This window comes from Parasphingorhabdus sp. DH2-15 (genome assembly GCF_051668705.1).
Lineage (GTDB): Bacteria > Pseudomonadota > Alphaproteobacteria > Sphingomonadales > Sphingomonadaceae > Alterisphingorhabdus.
Map to the genome: position 1 here is coordinate 2,399,966 of NZ_CP196351.1, position 16,546 is coordinate 2,416,511.

At 52.1% G+C, this 16,546-nt stretch carries 15 protein-coding genes; 5 read left to right on the top strand and 10 right to left on the bottom strand.

Annotation, left to right across the window (positions count from 1 at the left end; all coding sequences use genetic code 11):
• Window positions 1–59 precede the first annotated feature (59 nt).
• From ACR9YC_RS11140 to ubiE, 9 genes are all read right to left on the bottom strand, one after another.
• A complete protein-coding gene (locus ACR9YC_RS11140) occupies window positions 60–1,004 on the bottom strand; it encodes an MBL fold metallo-hydrolase (protein WP_438727649.1) in 945 nt (314 codons plus the stop codon).
• Between the two features lie 66 nt (window positions 1,005–1,070).
• Window positions 1,071–2,900 carry a translational GTPase TypA gene (gene typA / locus ACR9YC_RS11145; protein ID WP_438727651.1) on the bottom strand — a complete coding sequence of 610 codons (1,830 nt, stop codon included), beginning with the start codon at window positions 2,898–2,900 and terminating at the stop codon, window positions 1,071–1,073.
• 172 nt (window positions 2,901–3,072) lie between these two features.
• Window positions 3,073–4,767: a methyl-accepting chemotaxis protein gene (locus tag ACR9YC_RS11150; protein ID WP_438727654.1), complete on the bottom strand. Its 1,695-nt coding sequence runs from the start codon at window positions 4,765–4,767 to the stop codon at window positions 3,073–3,075.
• Between the two features lie 190 nt (window positions 4,768–4,957).
• On the bottom strand, window positions 4,958–5,839 hold the full coding sequence (locus ACR9YC_RS11155; RefSeq protein WP_438727657.1) for a hypothetical protein: 882 nt from the start codon (window positions 5,837–5,839) through the stop codon (window positions 4,958–4,960).
• Window positions 5,840–5,874: 35 nt separating this feature from the next.
• Window positions 5,875–6,846, bottom strand: a complete 972-nt coding sequence (locus ACR9YC_RS11160; protein WP_438727659.1) for a tetratricopeptide repeat protein — start codon at window positions 6,844–6,846, stop codon at window positions 5,875–5,877.
• A 153-nt stretch (window positions 6,847–6,999) separates the two neighbouring features.
• The gene (gene dut, locus ACR9YC_RS11165) at window positions 7,000–7,446 is read right to left on the bottom strand and encodes a dUTP diphosphatase (RefSeq protein ID WP_438727661.1); all 447 of its coding nucleotides are present in this window, start codon (window positions 7,444–7,446) and stop codon (window positions 7,000–7,002) included.
• Entirely contained in the window at window positions 7,430–8,683 is a 1,254-nt protein-coding gene (gene coaBC, locus ACR9YC_RS11170; protein WP_438727663.1) for a bifunctional phosphopantothenoylcysteine decarboxylase/phosphopantothenate--cysteine ligase CoaBC, read from the bottom strand. The genes dut and coaBC overlap by 17 nt, the downstream gene beginning before the upstream one ends.
• A gap of 30 nt (window positions 8,684–8,713) precedes the next feature.
• Complete coding sequence (ubiB, locus tag ACR9YC_RS11175; protein ID WP_438727665.1) at window positions 8,714–10,267, bottom strand: 2-polyprenylphenol 6-hydroxylase; 1,554 nt, start codon at window positions 10,265–10,267, stop codon at window positions 8,714–8,716.
• Window positions 10,264–11,019, bottom strand: a complete 756-nt coding sequence (gene ubiE, locus ACR9YC_RS11180; RefSeq protein WP_438727667.1) for a bifunctional demethylmenaquinone methyltransferase/2-methoxy-6-polyprenyl-1,4-benzoquinol methylase UbiE — start codon at window positions 11,017–11,019, stop codon at window positions 10,264–10,266. Before ubiE ends, ubiB begins: the two co-directional genes overlap by 4 nt.
• 111 nt (window positions 11,020–11,130) lie before the next feature.
• On the opposite strand from ubiE, the gene mutM reads away from it, so the two are divergent.
• The 5 genes from mutM to ACR9YC_RS11205 all read left to right on the top strand — a co-directional run bounded on the left by mutM (window position 11,131) and on the right by ACR9YC_RS11205 (window position 15,775).
• On the top strand, window positions 11,131–11,943 hold the full coding sequence (gene mutM / locus ACR9YC_RS11185; RefSeq protein ID WP_438727669.1) for a bifunctional DNA-formamidopyrimidine glycosylase/DNA-(apurinic or apyrimidinic site) lyase: 813 nt from the start codon (window positions 11,131–11,133) through the stop codon (window positions 11,941–11,943).
• Between the two features lie 107 nt (window positions 11,944–12,050).
• Window positions 12,051–12,314 (top strand): 30S ribosomal protein S20, encoded by a 264-nt coding sequence (gene rpsT, locus ACR9YC_RS11190; protein WP_438727671.1) that lies wholly within the window; start codon window positions 12,051–12,053, stop codon window positions 12,312–12,314.
• Between the two features lie 795 nt (window positions 12,315–13,109).
• Window positions 13,110–14,501, top strand: coding sequence for a chromosomal replication initiator protein DnaA (gene dnaA, locus ACR9YC_RS11195; RefSeq protein WP_438727673.1), 1,392 nt, complete (start codon window positions 13,110–13,112; stop codon window positions 14,499–14,501).
• Between the two features lie 37 nt (window positions 14,502–14,538).
• Window positions 14,539–15,312, top strand: coding sequence for a HesA/MoeB/ThiF family protein (locus ACR9YC_RS11200; protein ID WP_438727675.1), 774 nt, complete (start codon window positions 14,539–14,541; stop codon window positions 15,310–15,312).
• Between the two features lie 52 nt (window positions 15,313–15,364).
• Window positions 15,365–15,775 carry an MAPEG family protein gene (locus ACR9YC_RS11205; protein WP_438727677.1) on the top strand — a complete coding sequence of 137 codons (411 nt, stop codon included), beginning with the start codon at window positions 15,365–15,367 and terminating at the stop codon, window positions 15,773–15,775.
• Between the two features lie 18 nt (window positions 15,776–15,793).
• On the opposite strand, the gene ACR9YC_RS11210 is transcribed toward ACR9YC_RS11205, so the two are convergent.
• Window positions 15,794–16,513: an NAD-dependent deacylase gene (locus ACR9YC_RS11210; protein ID WP_438727679.1), complete on the bottom strand. Its 720-nt coding sequence runs from the start codon at window positions 16,511–16,513 to the stop codon at window positions 15,794–15,796.
• Between the last annotated feature and the right edge of the window lie 33 nt (window positions 16,514–16,546).

The window sequence follows — 16,546 nt, forward strand, 5'->3', positions numbered from 1 at the left end:
GCGCATATTCTATGCCGCAATTCTATAAGGAGTATTTAACTTCTAAAAAATTTGACCGATCATAAAGTAAAGCAGCTCAGATCATCTGCAACCTCTACAGGGCCATCATAATTTTCAGCTATGGCCGCCATAATAGCATCCATGTCATTTAATGCGCGTTGCATATGATGTGTGAGAATCAGTTTCTTTGCGCCAGCCAGCTTTGCGACCTCACCCATTGACCGGCCATCGCGGTGCAAACCTCTGGGCTGTCCATCAGCCATGCTGATAGCATTGTGCATGACCAGCAGGTCGGGCTTTAACCCGCGCATTGCTGTCTCAAAATCTTCACTCAAAAAGCTCTGATCGCCAGCGAAGACAATTGTCTTGCCGCCAGCTTCAACGATATAAGCAAGCGCTGGGACTGTAAGATGGTGCACCCGCACAGCGCTGACTTTCAGATCATCGCCATCAAGGATATTTTGAATGCTGCCCGTATCTGTAGAAATTGCTAGCGGTGTTATCTTTGGGAAATCGCTCGCACCGTTCAAATAAGGCGCCAGATAGCGGAGCATTCCATTAGGCCCGATAGCCGCTTCAGCCAATTCCTCAGGCGAGGGAAACACATCACTGCCTTGCGGACCAGCCAGCATTAATGGCTCTGTACGACCCGCAAAACTCCCTGCATTCAGTAATGATGGCAGGCCGCCAACATGATCCCCATGGAAGTGAGTCAGCAAAATCGCGTCATGATCGGCAAATTGCGCTCCGGCCTCACCATAACGCACAAAACTGCCTGCACCTGCATCAACCAGCAACCGCGCCTTACCATCCAACCAGACCAGATTGCTGGCACCCGCGCGATGATCGTCAGCTATCGGCCCCCCGCTGCCCAATATTTGTAAAGCCAATGGGTTTTTATCGCATGCTTTGGCATCAGTCGCTGCTACCAAATCCTCAGCAGAGGTCGGCGCGGTGCAGGAAGTTAAAGCCAAAAGGCCAGCGAACAGCAGAGTTTTCTTCATGCGTTGCAGCGTAATCACAACCCATCAAAAATACCAGCCGTTAACCGCTAACGAAAAACGTTTTGATTAAGCGCTTTTCTTGCGGCTCGCCTTTTTGCGCTCATGCGGATCAAGGAAGCGCTTGCGCAGACGGATGGACTTGGGCGTAACCTCTACCATTTCATCATCGTCAATATAGGCAATGGCTTGCTCCAGCGTCATCAACCGCGGCGGGGTCAAGCGGATGGCATCATCCTTACCCGTAGAACGGAAGTTGGTGAGCTGTTTTGATTTCATCGGGTTGACTTCAAGGTCTTCCGGCTTGGCATTCTCACCAATTACCATGCCTTCATAAATCGGCACGTTGGAACCAATGAACAGCTCGCCGCGCTCTTCCAGCATATTGAGCGCATAGCCCACTGATTCGCCGGTACCGTTTGAAATCAGCACACCATTTTGGCGGCCGGATACCTGGCCTTTATAGGGGCCATATTTCTCAAACAAACGGTTCATCAGGCCAGTGCCGCGAGTGTCTGACAGAAACTCGCCATGATAACCAATCAGGCCGCGAGACGGCGCGGAGAAGGTAATGCGTGTCTTACCGCCGCCTGATGGGCGCATATCGGTAAGCTCCGCTTTGCGCAGTTGCATCTTCTCAACAACCGTGCCCGAATGCTCATCATCAACATCGATAACAACGGTTTCATAAGGCTCCATACGTTGCCCGTCTTCTTCACGGAACAGCACGCGCGGGCGGCTAATGCCCAGCTCAAAGCCTTCACGGCGCATGGTTTCAATCAGCACGCCCAGTTGCAATTCGCCGCGTCCAGCAACATCAAAACTGTCTTTATCGTCACTCTCTGTAATGCGAATGGCAACGTTGGATTCTGCCTCGCGCAGCAAGCGATCACGGATCATGCGGCTGGTGACCTTATCACCCTCTTTGCCTGCAAAAGGACTATCATTCACCGCAAAGCGCATAGACAATGTTGGTGGATCAATAGGCTGAGCAGCAATCGGCTCTGTGACTTCAGGAGCAGCAATGGTGTTGGCCACTGTCGCAACGGTCAAACCAGCGAGCGAGATAATATCCCCTGCCTGGGCTTCCTCAACCGGCTCACGCTCCAACCCACGAAACGCCATGATCTTGGTGGCGCGGCCCACTTCGACCTGTTTGCCATCCATATCCAGCGCGCGAATAGGGTCGTTCAGTTTCAAGCGGCCAGAAGCAATACGGCCCGTCAAAATGCGACCCACAAAATTATCACGGTCCAGCAATGTTACCAGAAATTTGAACGCTGCTTCTGGGTCAACATCCGGCTCTGGAACATGGTTGATAATGGTATCGAACAATGGCCCCAAATCACCCTCACGCGCTTCCATATCATCACTGGCAAAGCCAGCGCGGCCCGAAGCAAAAAGTGATGGGAAATCCAGCTGCTCATCATTAGCATCAAGGTTCAGGAAAAGTTCAAAACATTCGTCCAGAACTTCCGCAGGGCGGCCATCGGGGCGGTCAATCTTATTGACCACAACAATGGGTTTCAGACCCAGCGCCAAAGCCTTGCCGGTGACAAATTTTGTCTGTGGCATAGGGCCTTCAGCCGCATCCACCAACAGGATGACACCGTCCACCATCGATAGAATACGCTCTACCTCGCCGCCAAAATCGGCGTGACCTGGTGTATCAACAATATTGATACGCACCGGGTTACCGTCTTTGTCTTCCCGCTCAACGCTGGTACATTTCGCAAGAATGGTAATGCCGCGCTCTTTTTCCAGATCGTTGCTGTCCATGGCGCGTTCTTCAACGCGTTGGTTATCCCGAAAAGTGCCGGATTGGCGGAAGAGCTGATCGACCAAGGTTGTTTTGCCATGGTCAACGTGCGCGATAATCGCGATATTGCGAAGGGACATAGTGTTACTGCCGTTTTGAAAGGATATGGACAGCGCAAGACCGCTCACGCTGCTAATTTCTGGCGGCGCTATACAATGGCAATGGCCAAGGGGCAAGTGCTGCAGTGCAACACTTATAGGCAATCAGTCTAAAACGTTCGGAAATCAGTGATTATGCCGATTATTTTGACTATTATGATACCTGTAATTCTCCAATAAAGGCGCTTGCCGCACCATTGAGCGATGCTGCTTGACTGCGCAGCGCCTTGGATGCCGCCTTAACATTGCCTGCCAGCGTTTCCACTTCATTACCAGCCCGAGACAAAGAGGCCATGCTGGACTTCACACCCAGCGTCTCTGCGGCAACGTCATGCGCACTTCTGGCAATGGCATCGCTAGCTTGGCGCTGCTCTGCGACGTGGCGCGCTATATTTTCCGAAATATGACGAATTTCATCCAGAGCCTTGTTAACCGAGCCTATGGTTTGTGAGGTTGTCAGCGCTTGTGATGTCACATTACCAACCAGTTCAGAAATATTGTCGGTTGACTGGCGGGTCTGCTCGGCCAGTGATTTCACCTCATTAGCCACAACAGCAAAACCACGTCCGCTTTCCCCGGCCCGGGCTGCCTCAATCGTCGCATTCAGCGCCAACAGGTTGGTTTGCGATGCAACCGATTTAATGAAGGTCACAATATCGGCAATACGGTTGGCTTCATCAGACATTGTCTGTGCAACATTATCGCCTTTTTGGGAGAGTTTTTCAGCGCCTTTATAGAGCTTTAACTGATTATCGGCTTGCCCTGCAATGGCAACAATCTCTTCTGACAGCTGCATCGCGGCAGAGGCCATATCCTGCACATTTTCGGCTGATGAAATGGAAGAACGTTGGACATTTTCTGTCTCTAGCTTGGCCACCATAGTTGCCTGCTCCATTGCCTCAGCGGCATTGTCCAAATCTTTGGCAGAGGTGTTCACTGCAGAGACTATAGACGCCACAGACTGCTCAAATTTGCTGGCCAGTGCCACCATCTCACGATGGCGCTCTTTATTATTCTGCTCAATCATAGCCTGTTCGCGAGAGCGCAGTTGTGACTGGATCTCTTGCTCTTTGACATTTTCCCGAAGCGCCTGTGTCTCTTGAGCTGTCTGACGAAATGCCTCTAGGCCTTCTGCAATGGTCTGCAGCTCGGCAACCGGCATTTCCGGTACAGAGTTGGTCAGATCACCATGTGCAAATTCCTCGGTTGCCCGAGCCAATTGGCGTGATGGTGCGATCACCATACGTTGTAAGATGACGAAGCGCGCGATAAAGAAAAACACGATAAGACCGATACTAATCGCCACAAATTGGGAAACCCATTCTGATTTTGCGCGGATTTGGTCAGCCAAAGGAAGTTTTTCTTCCATCACAAAAGCATCCAGATTTTGTAACGCAATGGCCGCTTGATAATTGCCGGCGATTATGACCTCTAGGTCAGAGTCCACATCGCTGAGATCATAATTAGCGTTTTCATCCTCAATATACGTCAATTGCGCGTGCATTGATTGAAACAGACTTTCAGCCTCCAAAAGACTGTCATGGCTTTGCGCTATCGGAAAGGCTTTCACATATTCGGTAAATTGCTCAGCGGTTTTCAATTGGAAAGCGAGTGCAGCGGCGCCTTTGTTCAGGGCATCTTGGCTGGAATTATCCTCCAACAAGCTGCTGAGATTCATTGCCTCCCGATCAATATCCTTACTCACAAAGCGCAAATTGCCGACCATGTCCTGCAATTCATCAAGGGCCAATTGTTTCTCTGTGGTTGCTTGGTTACTGTTATTGGCCGTTAAAACAACACCTAACCCTATCAACAAAACTACAGCTATAATCGCATCCGTAATTGCCATGCGCCCAGCGATTCCTGCCTTGCGACCGGTGCGTAGCGCTTTGAAAACATTCGGCATTGATAACATTATTTCATATACCTTCTGAGGAAACAAAATTTGTAACTTCAGTGCGTACGAGAATATAGTTAACGAAAGCTAACAGCGCCGCCATATCTGGCGCTTTTTTAGCCAAAGATGGTGTTCGTAATGCTTACCGCGATTCGTCTATGCGCTTCTGCAACATCTCAGGGCTGTATAACGACTTGCTCTGTGATTTTTGCAAAGCAGCAGAAAGCTGCTCAAATTGAGCATGCCAAATCTCCACTAGCCTTGCCCTTGCATTATTGTCAGGCGTACGTGCTATTTGTTGCAAGTCTACGCTTAATCGCACCAGTTGCTGACGCTCGGCTGTGAATTGTCCGCCTGCATAGCGTTCATAGATCAGGCCCAATATATCCCTGCCGCCAGCTATCAGCATATGGCCGATAGCCACATCATCACTGGACAAGCGCTTATCAGCAAATAATGCGGCATTTTTGACCAGCATAAGATCAGTCGCAAGGTCCGTCCTGCGGCCAACCATATTCTCACCGCACATCCCCAAAGAGCGGACATAGGAGGACAAAGCATCAACGACTATAGCGTCAGGCGTATCGCCTGCAAATTCCGTCACAATCAAATTGGCCAGAAATGCCTCTAACTCGCCTGGCTTATCTCTTGCAATCTTACCAGATGCAGAAAGATCCGGAATAGGGACAGGGTCAAATTTGCCATTGCCGCCTTTGGCACTGAAAAAACTGTTGGAGACATCGGCCGTTCCCGGTGCACTGGACGCATTGGGGAAGTGAAAAGCCGGATTATCTGCTCCGTTAATATGGCAGCTTTGGCAAGACAAACGAGCTTTGGCCGCCTGCCCACCCAATAATCGCGGCGTGCGGAACAAAATCTCGCCTTCCAAAGTCAGGGTAGTAGCCGCAGCAGGAAGGCATATCTCGGGTGTGTAATTAACAGCATCAACAATGCTGACATCCGCATCGCCGGTTTTTAGCCATTGCATAGAACGCAAAGGCAAGGCGGAATTGGCCGCAACCAAACATGCCGCCAACCCCGCAATACTCAGCGCAAATCTTAAGCGGATGGGTCTTTCCGCACTGTCAGGCTGGCCACATCAGCGGTATCAATCCAACGACGCAGTTCATCAGCTTCATAGCAACCGAAAGAGCACAGGCTTTCTAACTTAGCCAAATGCGCCTTCGCGCCGGCCATATCGCCACGTTCAACTTTCAGTTCGCCATAATATTCCCATGCGCCAAGATGATTTGGTGCAATGGCAAGTGCGCGGTTATAATAGCCCTCTGCAATGCTGAATCTGCCCAATTTGCGGTTGACAAAGCCCTGATATGTCAAAATATCGGGGTGCGGGCCAAATGCGAGTGCTGCATTGTCCAGACTTGCCAGAGCTGCAGTATAATCGCCCTGATTGATCAGTTCCACGGCGCGCGAATAGGCAGCGTCACCATTTGCAGTCTGCAACAAGCGTGCACTGTCGGGGCCAAAGCTGCTTTGCGCTGTGCCGTTAATGGCACTGCTGGCAGCAGTAACAGCTTCATCCAAAACCGCAGCATTGGCACAACTTCCAGCGCAATCCGCTTTCATAGTATTCAGATCAGCCAGCACTTGCTGTGCCTTATCGCCCTTGCCGCTATTCGCATAGGCAATGGCCAGATCACGATGTGCGGCAACCATATCAGGCTTGAGCTTCACTGCTTTTGCCAATGGGCCTGCAGCCTTTTTAAAGTCGCCTGCACGCATATAGCTGACGCCCAGCAGATATTGCGCATTAGCATTGCGGCGGTCACCTTTTGCGGCACGTCTGAAGGATTTGATTGCCAATTTATAATCTTCGGCTTCCAACGCCGCCACGCCTTTGCGATATTCTTCAGCCGGATCATAGCTTGGCGCACTCTGGCTTGGTACAGCACCGCCGCCTCCACCACCGCCGCCGCCTCCAGCCGCAATTGCAGCAAAAGGCGTGCTCACCAGCATAGCCGCAGCAATAGCCGAAGCGCCGATAAATTTACGTGTTGGTAAAATTGGCATTGATATATCTCCCTAGGGCTATGGCCCAGATGGCCCATCCCTGAACAGTCCATCCCGCAATGACCTGTTATAGTCATAATTTCGCCGCGCATTCCGATGGCTCACCACCGGATGATGCGCGTCATAAAGTATTCGGTGCTTTTTCACCAAAAGTTACACCCCTGTAGAACCAAAGCCGCCTGCGCCCCTGCTGGTATCATCTAGAGCATCTACTTCCACCATATGCGCGCGCTGAACCGGTGCCACCACAATCTGCGCAATACGGTCACCATGCGCGATGACAAATTCATCTGCACCATGGTTGATAAGTATGACCCCCAATTCACCGCGGTAATCGCTATCAATCGTACCTGGGCTGTTTGGCACAGAAATCCCTTTTTTCAGCGCCAGACCAGAGCGTGGCCGGACCTGCACCTCATACCCATGCGGGATGGCCATGGCAAAACCAGTGGGCACCAATGCGCGTTCCCCCGGCGCGATGGTCAGCGCCTTTGCTGCACGAATATCCATGCCCGCTGCGCCCTCTGTTTCATAGGAGGGCAAAGGCAGACCTTCACCATGCGGCAAACGTTTCATCTGAATATCAATGACGGGCGACATGCGCGGCTATCCTCTCTATCAAAGTGCGGGCAACGGACTCTTTTGGGCCTTCGGGCAGGCTCTCGACACCTTGCGCGCTGACTATATGCACTGCATTGCGCTCCCCGCCCATCACGTCGCCAGACACATCATTGGCGACAATCCAGTCACAGCCTTTGCGGGCCAGTTTGGCTTTTGCATGGTCCAATATGTCATTGGTCTCTGCTGCAAAGCCAACCAACAAGTCGGGCCGCGCATCATGCTGTGCCAGCCCTGCCAATATATCAGGGTTCTCCGCCAGAGGCAGCGGCGCGGGCGCAGCGCCCTTTTTCTTAATCTTGACTTGGGCGGTTTCCGCCGCACGCCAATCAGCAACTGCTGCTACCATGATGGCAATATCGGCGGGCAATGCCTGTTCAACTGCGGCCAGCATCTCGCGCGCTGTTTCCACATTGACGCGCGTTACCCCCTGCGGTGTCTCCAACGTCACTGGCCCTGCCACCAATGTGACCTGCGCACCAGCCTCAGCCGCCGCCGCCGCAATGGCAAAACCCTGTCGCCCCGATGACCTGTTCGCAATATAGCGTACTGGATCAATCGGCTCATGCGTCGGCCCGGCCGTGACCAGAACATGGCGGCCATATAAAGGGCGATGCGCATCATCGGCAAAGGCGGGTTGGCCAGCAAGTTGATCACTATTTTGGGCGTCAGGGCTTTGCGCAAAATGGCTTTTAATCGCTGCAAAAATCGCATCGGGTTCGGGCAGACGCCCCTCCCCAAATTCACCGCATGCCATTGCCCCGCTGTCCGGATCAATCACGGTAACCCCATCGCTGCGCAATTGGGCCACGTTGCGCTGTGTCGCCTTGTGCTGCCACATACGCACATTCATCGCGGGCACAGCCATGACCGGCGTATCTGTGGCCAGCAAAACGGTCGCGGCCAGACTATCCGAAATCCCCGCCGCCATTTTGGCCATCAGGTCGGCCGTTGCCGGGCACACCACAATCAAATCGGCCTCGCGGCTGAGCTGGATATGCCCCATTTCGGTTTCGTTTTTCAAATCCCATAAGGTGGTGAACACTTCATTTTCGCTCAGCGCAGCCAATGTCATAGGCGTAATAAATTGCGCGCCGCCATCGGTCAGCACACAGCGCACACTCATCCCCGCCTTGCGGATCAAACGGATCAGCTCACAAGATTTATAAGCCGCAATACCGCCGCCAATGATAAGTAGGATGTGTTTGGGATTGGTCATGAACACTTTTACCCCGCAATACGTCAGAGTCTATCCCCACATCCACATAGCCGCCGCACCTGCGCCGCCTGCTATCAGCGCGGTAAAGGCATAGCGCCAGAAACCGCTATTGCCTTGATGGGCCTTTTTCTCCCAGATAAGCGGGATTTCGGGCAGGGGCGGTGGTTCGGGTGCACCGCCTTTGGTGGGGAATTTCTCCTCTATGCGCCGCACCAGATCGGGCAAGCGTTTAAGCGTTGCCATATTCTCATTAATGCTGTCCGCAATGGCCGATTCCGGGCCCAATTCCTCACGGATCCAGCGGCGCACATAGGGCGCAGAGGTATCCCACATGTTAATCTCAGGGTTAAGTGCGGTGGCAACCCCCTCCACCATCACCATGGTTTTTTGCAATAGCAACAGATGCGGCTGTGTCTTCATGTCAAAATCACGGGTGATGGCAAACAGGCCATCGAGCATCTGGCCAACCGATAATTCATGTACCGGTTTACCGCGCATCGGTTCACCTACGGCGCGTAATGCGGTCGCGAACTCATCGACATTGTGATAAGATGGCACATATTTGGCCTCAAAATGGATTTCTGCCACCCGTTTATAATTTCCAGTGGTCAGGCCATATAATATCTCTGCCAGCCATAGCCGGGCCTGACGGTTAATCCGCCCCATAATGCCAAAATCAATGGCCACAATCGTGCCATCTGCGCGCACAAACAAATTGCCCTGGTGCATATCGGCATGGAAGAAACCAGCCGCGATAGCCTGTTTCAAAAAGGTCAGCACCAGCCGGTTTGCCAGATGCGGCATATCGTGCCCCGCAGCCTTTAGCTCATCCAGCTGTGAAATCTTGATGCCATCCACCCATTCCAGCGTCATGATTGAGCCGCTGGTGCGGTCCCAATCAATTTCTGGAATATGGTAATCCGGCTCGGACTTCATCGCCTCTGCCAGCTCCGATGCGCTGGCCGCCTCACGCCGCAGGTCCAGCTCTCTATTGGTCCAACGCTTGAAATTGGCGATGGTCAGCGCGGGACGCAGCCGCGCTGCCTCCCCGCCCATGGCTTCCACATGCGCAGCGGCCCATTCATAGGTTTCGATATCACGCGCAAATTTCTTTTTAATGCCAGGGCGCAGCACTTTAATCGCCACATCGCGCCCTTCCACCGTCACAGCGCGGTGCACCTGCGCAATCGAGGCGGCGCCCACGGGGTCAGGTTCGATAGAGGCAAAAAACTTCTCTATCGGGCCGTCCAGCCCCGCTTCAATCTCTGCCTTAATCTCTTCAAATGGTACGGGCGGCAGCTTGTCCTGCAGGGTCAGCAAGTTTTGCGCCGCCTCTTCGCCCACAATATCCGGGCGCGTTGCCAATGTCTGGCCCAGCTTAATCGCAGCCGGACCAATGGCACGAAAGGCCCCTGCATAATCTGGCTCTTTGGGCTGGATCGTGCCAAAGCGCGCAATACGGCATAGCCGCTTAACAGGGGCAGGCGTGGTTGGCTCTGCCTCCAGCCCGCGCAATGCCCCGTGGCGCGCCAAAATGCGCCCCCATTTCAGCAGGCGCAAAATATGCGTTGTTGGTCGCGTCATATTTTCCAGCCGCTATGGATGGCCACCGCGCCGCCAAAAATCGGCTCGACGCGCGTTTGCACAAAGCCAGCATCCTGAATCAGCGCTTCAAATTCCGGCATTTTGGGGAAGCGGCGGATGGACTCAGCCAGATAACGATAGCTCTCTTCATCATTAACCAGCATTTTGCCGATTTTCGGCATCAGCTTGTGCGAATATTGCTCATATATCTCTGAAAAGCCGGGCCACTCCGTAGTGGAAAATTCCAAGCAATAAAACCGCCCGCCATAGCGCAGCACGCGGCGCGCCTCTGCCAATGCTCGGTCAATATGCGTGACATTGCGAATACCGAATGAGATTGTGTAAGCATCAAAACTGTTATCAGGGAATTTCAGGTCTTCTGCATCTTGCTGTGACCAGACCAGCGAATCCTCACCGCGCTTAACCGCACGTTCAATACCAACATCCAGCATTTCCTGATTAATATCCGACACAGTGACCCGCGCTCCGGATTTGGCCAGTCGAAAAGCCACATCGCCAGTGCCGCCCGCCACATCCAAAATGTCTTCACCGCGCTGCGGTTTGACCCGCCGTACAAACCGATCTTTCCACACACGGTGCATACCGCCCGACATGGCATCATTCATCAGGTCATAATTGTCAGCCACGCCAGAAAATAGCTCGGCCACCATGCCCGCTTTTTCTTCCGCTTTGACATTTTTATAGCCAAAGCTTGCCTCTCCATCATTCAGGGCCTGTTCGGGGGTGGACATAATCGCTGCTTCTCCTGCGCTGATGAACGCCCCGTAAATAGGTTTGTTCCTGATGACAGCTATCTAGAGATTGTTGCGCCCAAAACAAAGCCTGTTAAGGCAGATTTTGCTATGCCTGAACTTCCTGAAGTCGAAACCACCGTTCGCGGCCTTGCCAAAGTGCTGGATGGCCAGCGCTTGGTAACGGTTGAAACGCGCAGACCCGATATGCGCCGCCCCTTTCCTGATGATTTGCGCCAACGCATGACGGGCGCACGGGTCAGCGGCCTGTCACGCCGCGCAAAATATGGCCTGATTGAAAGCGATCGCGGCGATGCGATGATTTTTCATCTGGGCATGTCTGGCCGTTGGCGGATTAATCCTGAAGACAATAATAAACATGATCATCTGGTGCTGGTTACCGAATCGGGCCATCATCTGGCGCTGAATGACCCGCGTCGCTTTGGCTTTGTCGATCTGCACAGACTGGATGCGCTAGACACTTATCCGCCCTTCGCGGCCATGGGACCAGAACCATTAAGCGATGATTTTACCGGCGCCCATCTGGCGCAGCGCTTTAAGGGTAAGGCCAGCCCTGTAAAAGCATTGCTGCTCGATCAGAAAAATGTTGCCGGGCTTGGCAATATCTACGTATGCGAAGCGCTGCACATGGCGGGTATTTCACCACTGCGCAAAGGCGCCAATATCGGGCGCAAAAGGCTTGATGCGCTGGCCAATGCGATAAAGATCATTTTGGCAGAGGCTATAGAAGCAGGCGGTTCGACCTTGCGCGATTATGCGCGCCCTGATGGTGAACTGGGTTATTTTTCCAAACAATGGCGCGTCTATGGCCGCGAGGGGGAGTTTTGCGGGTGTGACAGACCAGTAAAGCGCATGACGCAATCAGGCAGATCAACCTTTTACTGCGCGCATTGCCAGAAATAACGCTATTTCCTGATTGACGAATCTGTTCGTCCACGGTAAGCGCCTTCGACTTTACGGGTGAATATATAGTCACCGTCCGCATTTCTTCAGATTAAGAGGCATTATTCATGGCTAATACGCCACAGGCACGCAAACGTATCCGTCGCAACACACGGCGCACGATTATCAATACGAACCGCGTAAGTCGTATTCGTACATTCGTCAAAAATGTCGAAACCGCAATTGAAGCTGGCGATAAGGATCAGGCAAATGCTGCTCTGCGCGCTGCTCAACCGGAAATCTTCCGCGGCGTTGCACGCGGTATCCTTCATAAAAATACAGCGTCGCGCAAATTTTCGCGTCTCGCTAAACGGATTGCCGCACTCGGTTAATCCATAGGTGGCTTGGCTGTTAGCGCAGCCAAAGGCAAAACAGAATATAGGGAAGGCTTGTGCATATTTGCGTGAGCCTTTTTTATTGGCTTGTCTCATTCAGAGGTTCGATGGAATCGCACTGTATTTTTGCAGCCTGATGGCACTTCAAAACGGGTCTGCGATTCGTTTGCTTAACCCAGATGTAACCATCGCTGGACGACTGAATTTGTAAGCTCACGTAACATATCAGAGCGATGCTTTTTGTGTGCGACGCAACACATGTTGAGCAAAGCAAGGTTTTCCAACGATTCGCGAGCCAACGCTATAGTTGAACCTTATTTTATTATTAAATTTCAATATCTTGCATTAGATTCAAGAAATTTCCTAACTGTTTCAACTGTCAATGGCCAATATTTCATTTTTTTTACGCTATCGCTCTTGATAGACTCGAACGAGGCTGTTTAGACAATTTTATCAGCCCGTTTTTTCGGACTGGTAATAATATTATGATGGCGTTGGTCAGCAGTATATTTTTCGGTTGAAAAAATAAAAATTATATCAGCCAATATGTTTCGTTGATCAGATAAAACCCGTTCTTAGAACGAGCAAGGTTCGTAATATTATTTCGAGGCAAATACTCCGCGATCACAGATGGCGGAATAGAATAAAAGGGTTTGCTGGCTCTGCTGGCAAAGCTGTGATGGGCGTGCCTGATTGCGAATTGGGTGCATGATGTTCGGGGGACGATACTCAGTGTCTAAAAGCGGCAAATATGTACAGAATTTTTCTATAAGCGACGGTGACAATGAAGATATGAGTGATGAACAAACCGCTCAGGAGTTTCTGGCAGACTGGAATGATATCAGCATCGGTATCCGTAAGGATATTGGCGCGCAGCAGCATAACCAGTGGATCAAGCCTATTCATCCGGGACGGTTTTGTAAAAACACTGGTACTTTAGAACTGTATCTTCCTTCTGAATTTTCCGCGAATTGGGTTAATGATCGCTTCGCCGACAGGTTGGCGCTAGCGTGGAAGATAACCCGCCCCGACGTACAGTCAGTGCAGATTATTGCCAAACCCGGCGCTAATATATTGCAGCGTGTACGCGCATCGGGCGCAGACAGCCTGCACACATTGCCGCAAGAATTTACCGCAGCAGCCACGCACAATATCTGTGATGCGCAAGGCATCGACAAAGATTTGCAGTTTGATAATTATCTGCAAGGCGAAAATAATGTGCTCGCCCGCAATGCGGGTGAGCGTATGGCCGCACGCGAGAAACCGCAATTCAGTCCGCTCTATGTCAAAGCACCAACAGGTCAGGGCAAAACCCACCTTCTCCACGCCATCGCCAATCGTTTCTCTAAAACCATGCCCGATGCGCGGATTTACTACTGCTCTGCAGAGAAATTCATGGTAGAATTTGTTTCGGCCATGCGCCGGAATGAAGTGATGGAGTTCAAAAACCGTCTGCGCAGCTTCGATATGCTGCTGGTGGACGACATCCAGTTCATCATCGGCAAAAATTCCACACAAGAGGAGTTTCTGCACACAGTTGATGCTCTGATGACGGCTGGCAAACGGCTTGTCTTTGCTTCTGACCGTGCGCCCCAATCACTTGACGGCGTTGACCAGCGTTTGCTGTCCCGCCTGTCCATGGGTTTGGTTGCAGATATTGCGCCGGCCGGCGTTGACCTGCGCCGCGAAATCTTAAAGCACCATATCGCGCATATTGAGCCATGCCCACTTAATGATGATGTGATCGAATTTCTGGCCCGCACAATTAGTCGCAACCTGCGTGAGCTTGTTGGCGCGCTCAACAAGCTGATCGCCTATACACAGCTTACGGGGCAACCCATGTCCTTGGGCGTGGCTGAAAATCAGCTAACCGATATTTTGACCGCCAATCGCCGCCGCGTGACGATTGACGAGATACAGCGCACCGTTTGTCATTATTACAAGCTGGATCGCAGCGAGATGGCATCCAAGCGCCGTGCACGTGCCATTGTGCGCCCGCGTCAAGTCGCCATGTATCTGGCAAAAGTGCTCACACCGCGTTCTTACCCAGAAATTGGTCGCAAATTTGGTGGACGTGATCACAGCACGGTCATCCATGCCGTACGCTTGATCGAAGATTTGCGCGTGCGCGATCAGGATATGGACAGCGATGTGCGCAGCCTTTTGCAGCAACTAGAAAGCTGATCTGGCTTGCAGCTCTGGCTGATGCTAATCACCATCCATGGAACCGCTTAACGACCATGAATTGGACCTTTATGCACGGCAGATTATTCTGCCCGATATTGGCGGTGTCGGGCAAACCCGATTAAAGAACACCCATATTGCGGTTATTGGCGCTGGCGGCATTGGTTGCCCTGCATTGCTCTATCTGGCCAGTGGCGGCATTGGCAAAATATCGATTTTTGATGATGATGAGGTATCGCTGAGCAATCTGCATCGCCAAACATTATTCGGGCCGCAAGAGATCGGTCAGTCCAAGGCTGAAAGCGCGGCAGAAAAGCTAAAACTGCTCAATCCTAATTCCAATATAAACGCTTATAATCAAAAGTTTACCGCGCAGCATGAATTTACAGAAAGTGCTCAACCAGACCTTATACTAGACGGCACAGACAATTTTGCCAGCCGCCTGTCGATCAATGATTGGGCGGTTGCACATCGCGTGCCTTTGGTTAGTGCAGCCATTGGCCGCTTTCAGGGTCAGGTTGGCGTCTTTCAGGGTCATTTGCCCGATGCCCCATGCTATCGCTGCTTCGTTGGCGATGCTTTTGACAGCGATGATTGCGACAATTGTGCAGAGATGGGCGTATTGGGCGCGATGGTGGGTATGGTTGGCACCATGGCCGCAGTTGAAGCGATGCGCTTTGTCACTGGTTTTGGCCAAGAGCAAAAGGGCAAATTGCAGCTGATTGACGGCCTGAAACCCTCAATGCGCGGCATCAACCTGTTCAAAGATGGGGAATGCCGCACTTGCGGTCACCTGAAAAAAGCTGAATAGTCACCACGCAGGCGCATTTGGCGCAGTGCGCCATGATTTTAAGGGGCAGATAATGACATTACCGGTAACCGCTCTCACCGCCGCCATATTGGCCATCATGATTTTGCTAACAGCAATAGCCACGGTGCGACAACGTTTTAAGTCCTCTGCCGCTTTTGGTCTTGATGATGCTAATCAGCCTTTGGTTTCTGCTGCGCGCAGCCATGGCAACCTTACCGAACATGCCCCTATGGCGGTGATTATGATCGCTCTGCTGGAGATGGTGCCCGTCAACCACTTGGCGCTTACCGGTGTAGCGGTGTTGTTTCTCGCCTCACGCGCGGCCCATATCATTGGCCTGCATCAGCCCGTGCTCGACAAAGGCCCGCCACCTGCCCGCGCATTGGGCGTGATTGGCACATGGGTGACCTATTTGGTGCTGATCGTTTGGATTTTGTTTCAGATTTTAACGCGCAACGCTTAGCACGTATCTATAAAAAGTTTAAGCAGCCAACAGGCTTTCCACCCATGCGGGCACAAGCACCGTTGCGGGGCCTTGGCGTGTTTCGTCAAACTGGTTCGATCCGTTCGACACATCCAGATTAAGCTCCAGCGTTTGCGCCCCATAGCGCCGCGCCGTTTGCACAAAGCCTGCTGCTGGATAGACCGCGCCGGACGTACCAATAGACACAAACAGATCACATTTTGCCAAAGCGGTTTCTATTGCCCGCATTGCATAGGGCATTTCGCCAAACCACACGATATCTGGCCGCATAAATCCGCTTTGCCCGCATTGTGGACAGGCCGGTGCGCCGGACAGATCGTCTGTCCATTCAGAGCGCTTATCGCAATTGAGACACCATGCACTGCGCAATTGGCCATGCATATGGAGCAGCCGTCCATCTATGCCCATATCCGCCGCAGCACGGTCATGAAGATCATCAACATTCTGCGTGACCAGCAGAAAGTCGCCCGACCATTTTTTGTCCAGCAGCGCCAGTGCATGATGTGCAGCATTGGGTTCCACCGCCGTTAATGCAGCGCGGCGCTGATCATAAAATGTCTGCACTAGCGCGGGGTCACGCATAAAGGCTTCTGGCGTTGCAACATCTTCAACCCGCTGCCCCTCCCACAGGCCATCCGGTCCGCGAAATGTTGCAATGCCACTTTCTGCGCTAATTCCTGCGCCAGTGAGAATGACGATATTGTTTATTGCCTGCATTTGCCCCATGACTGCAAAAAAGCATGATTAAAA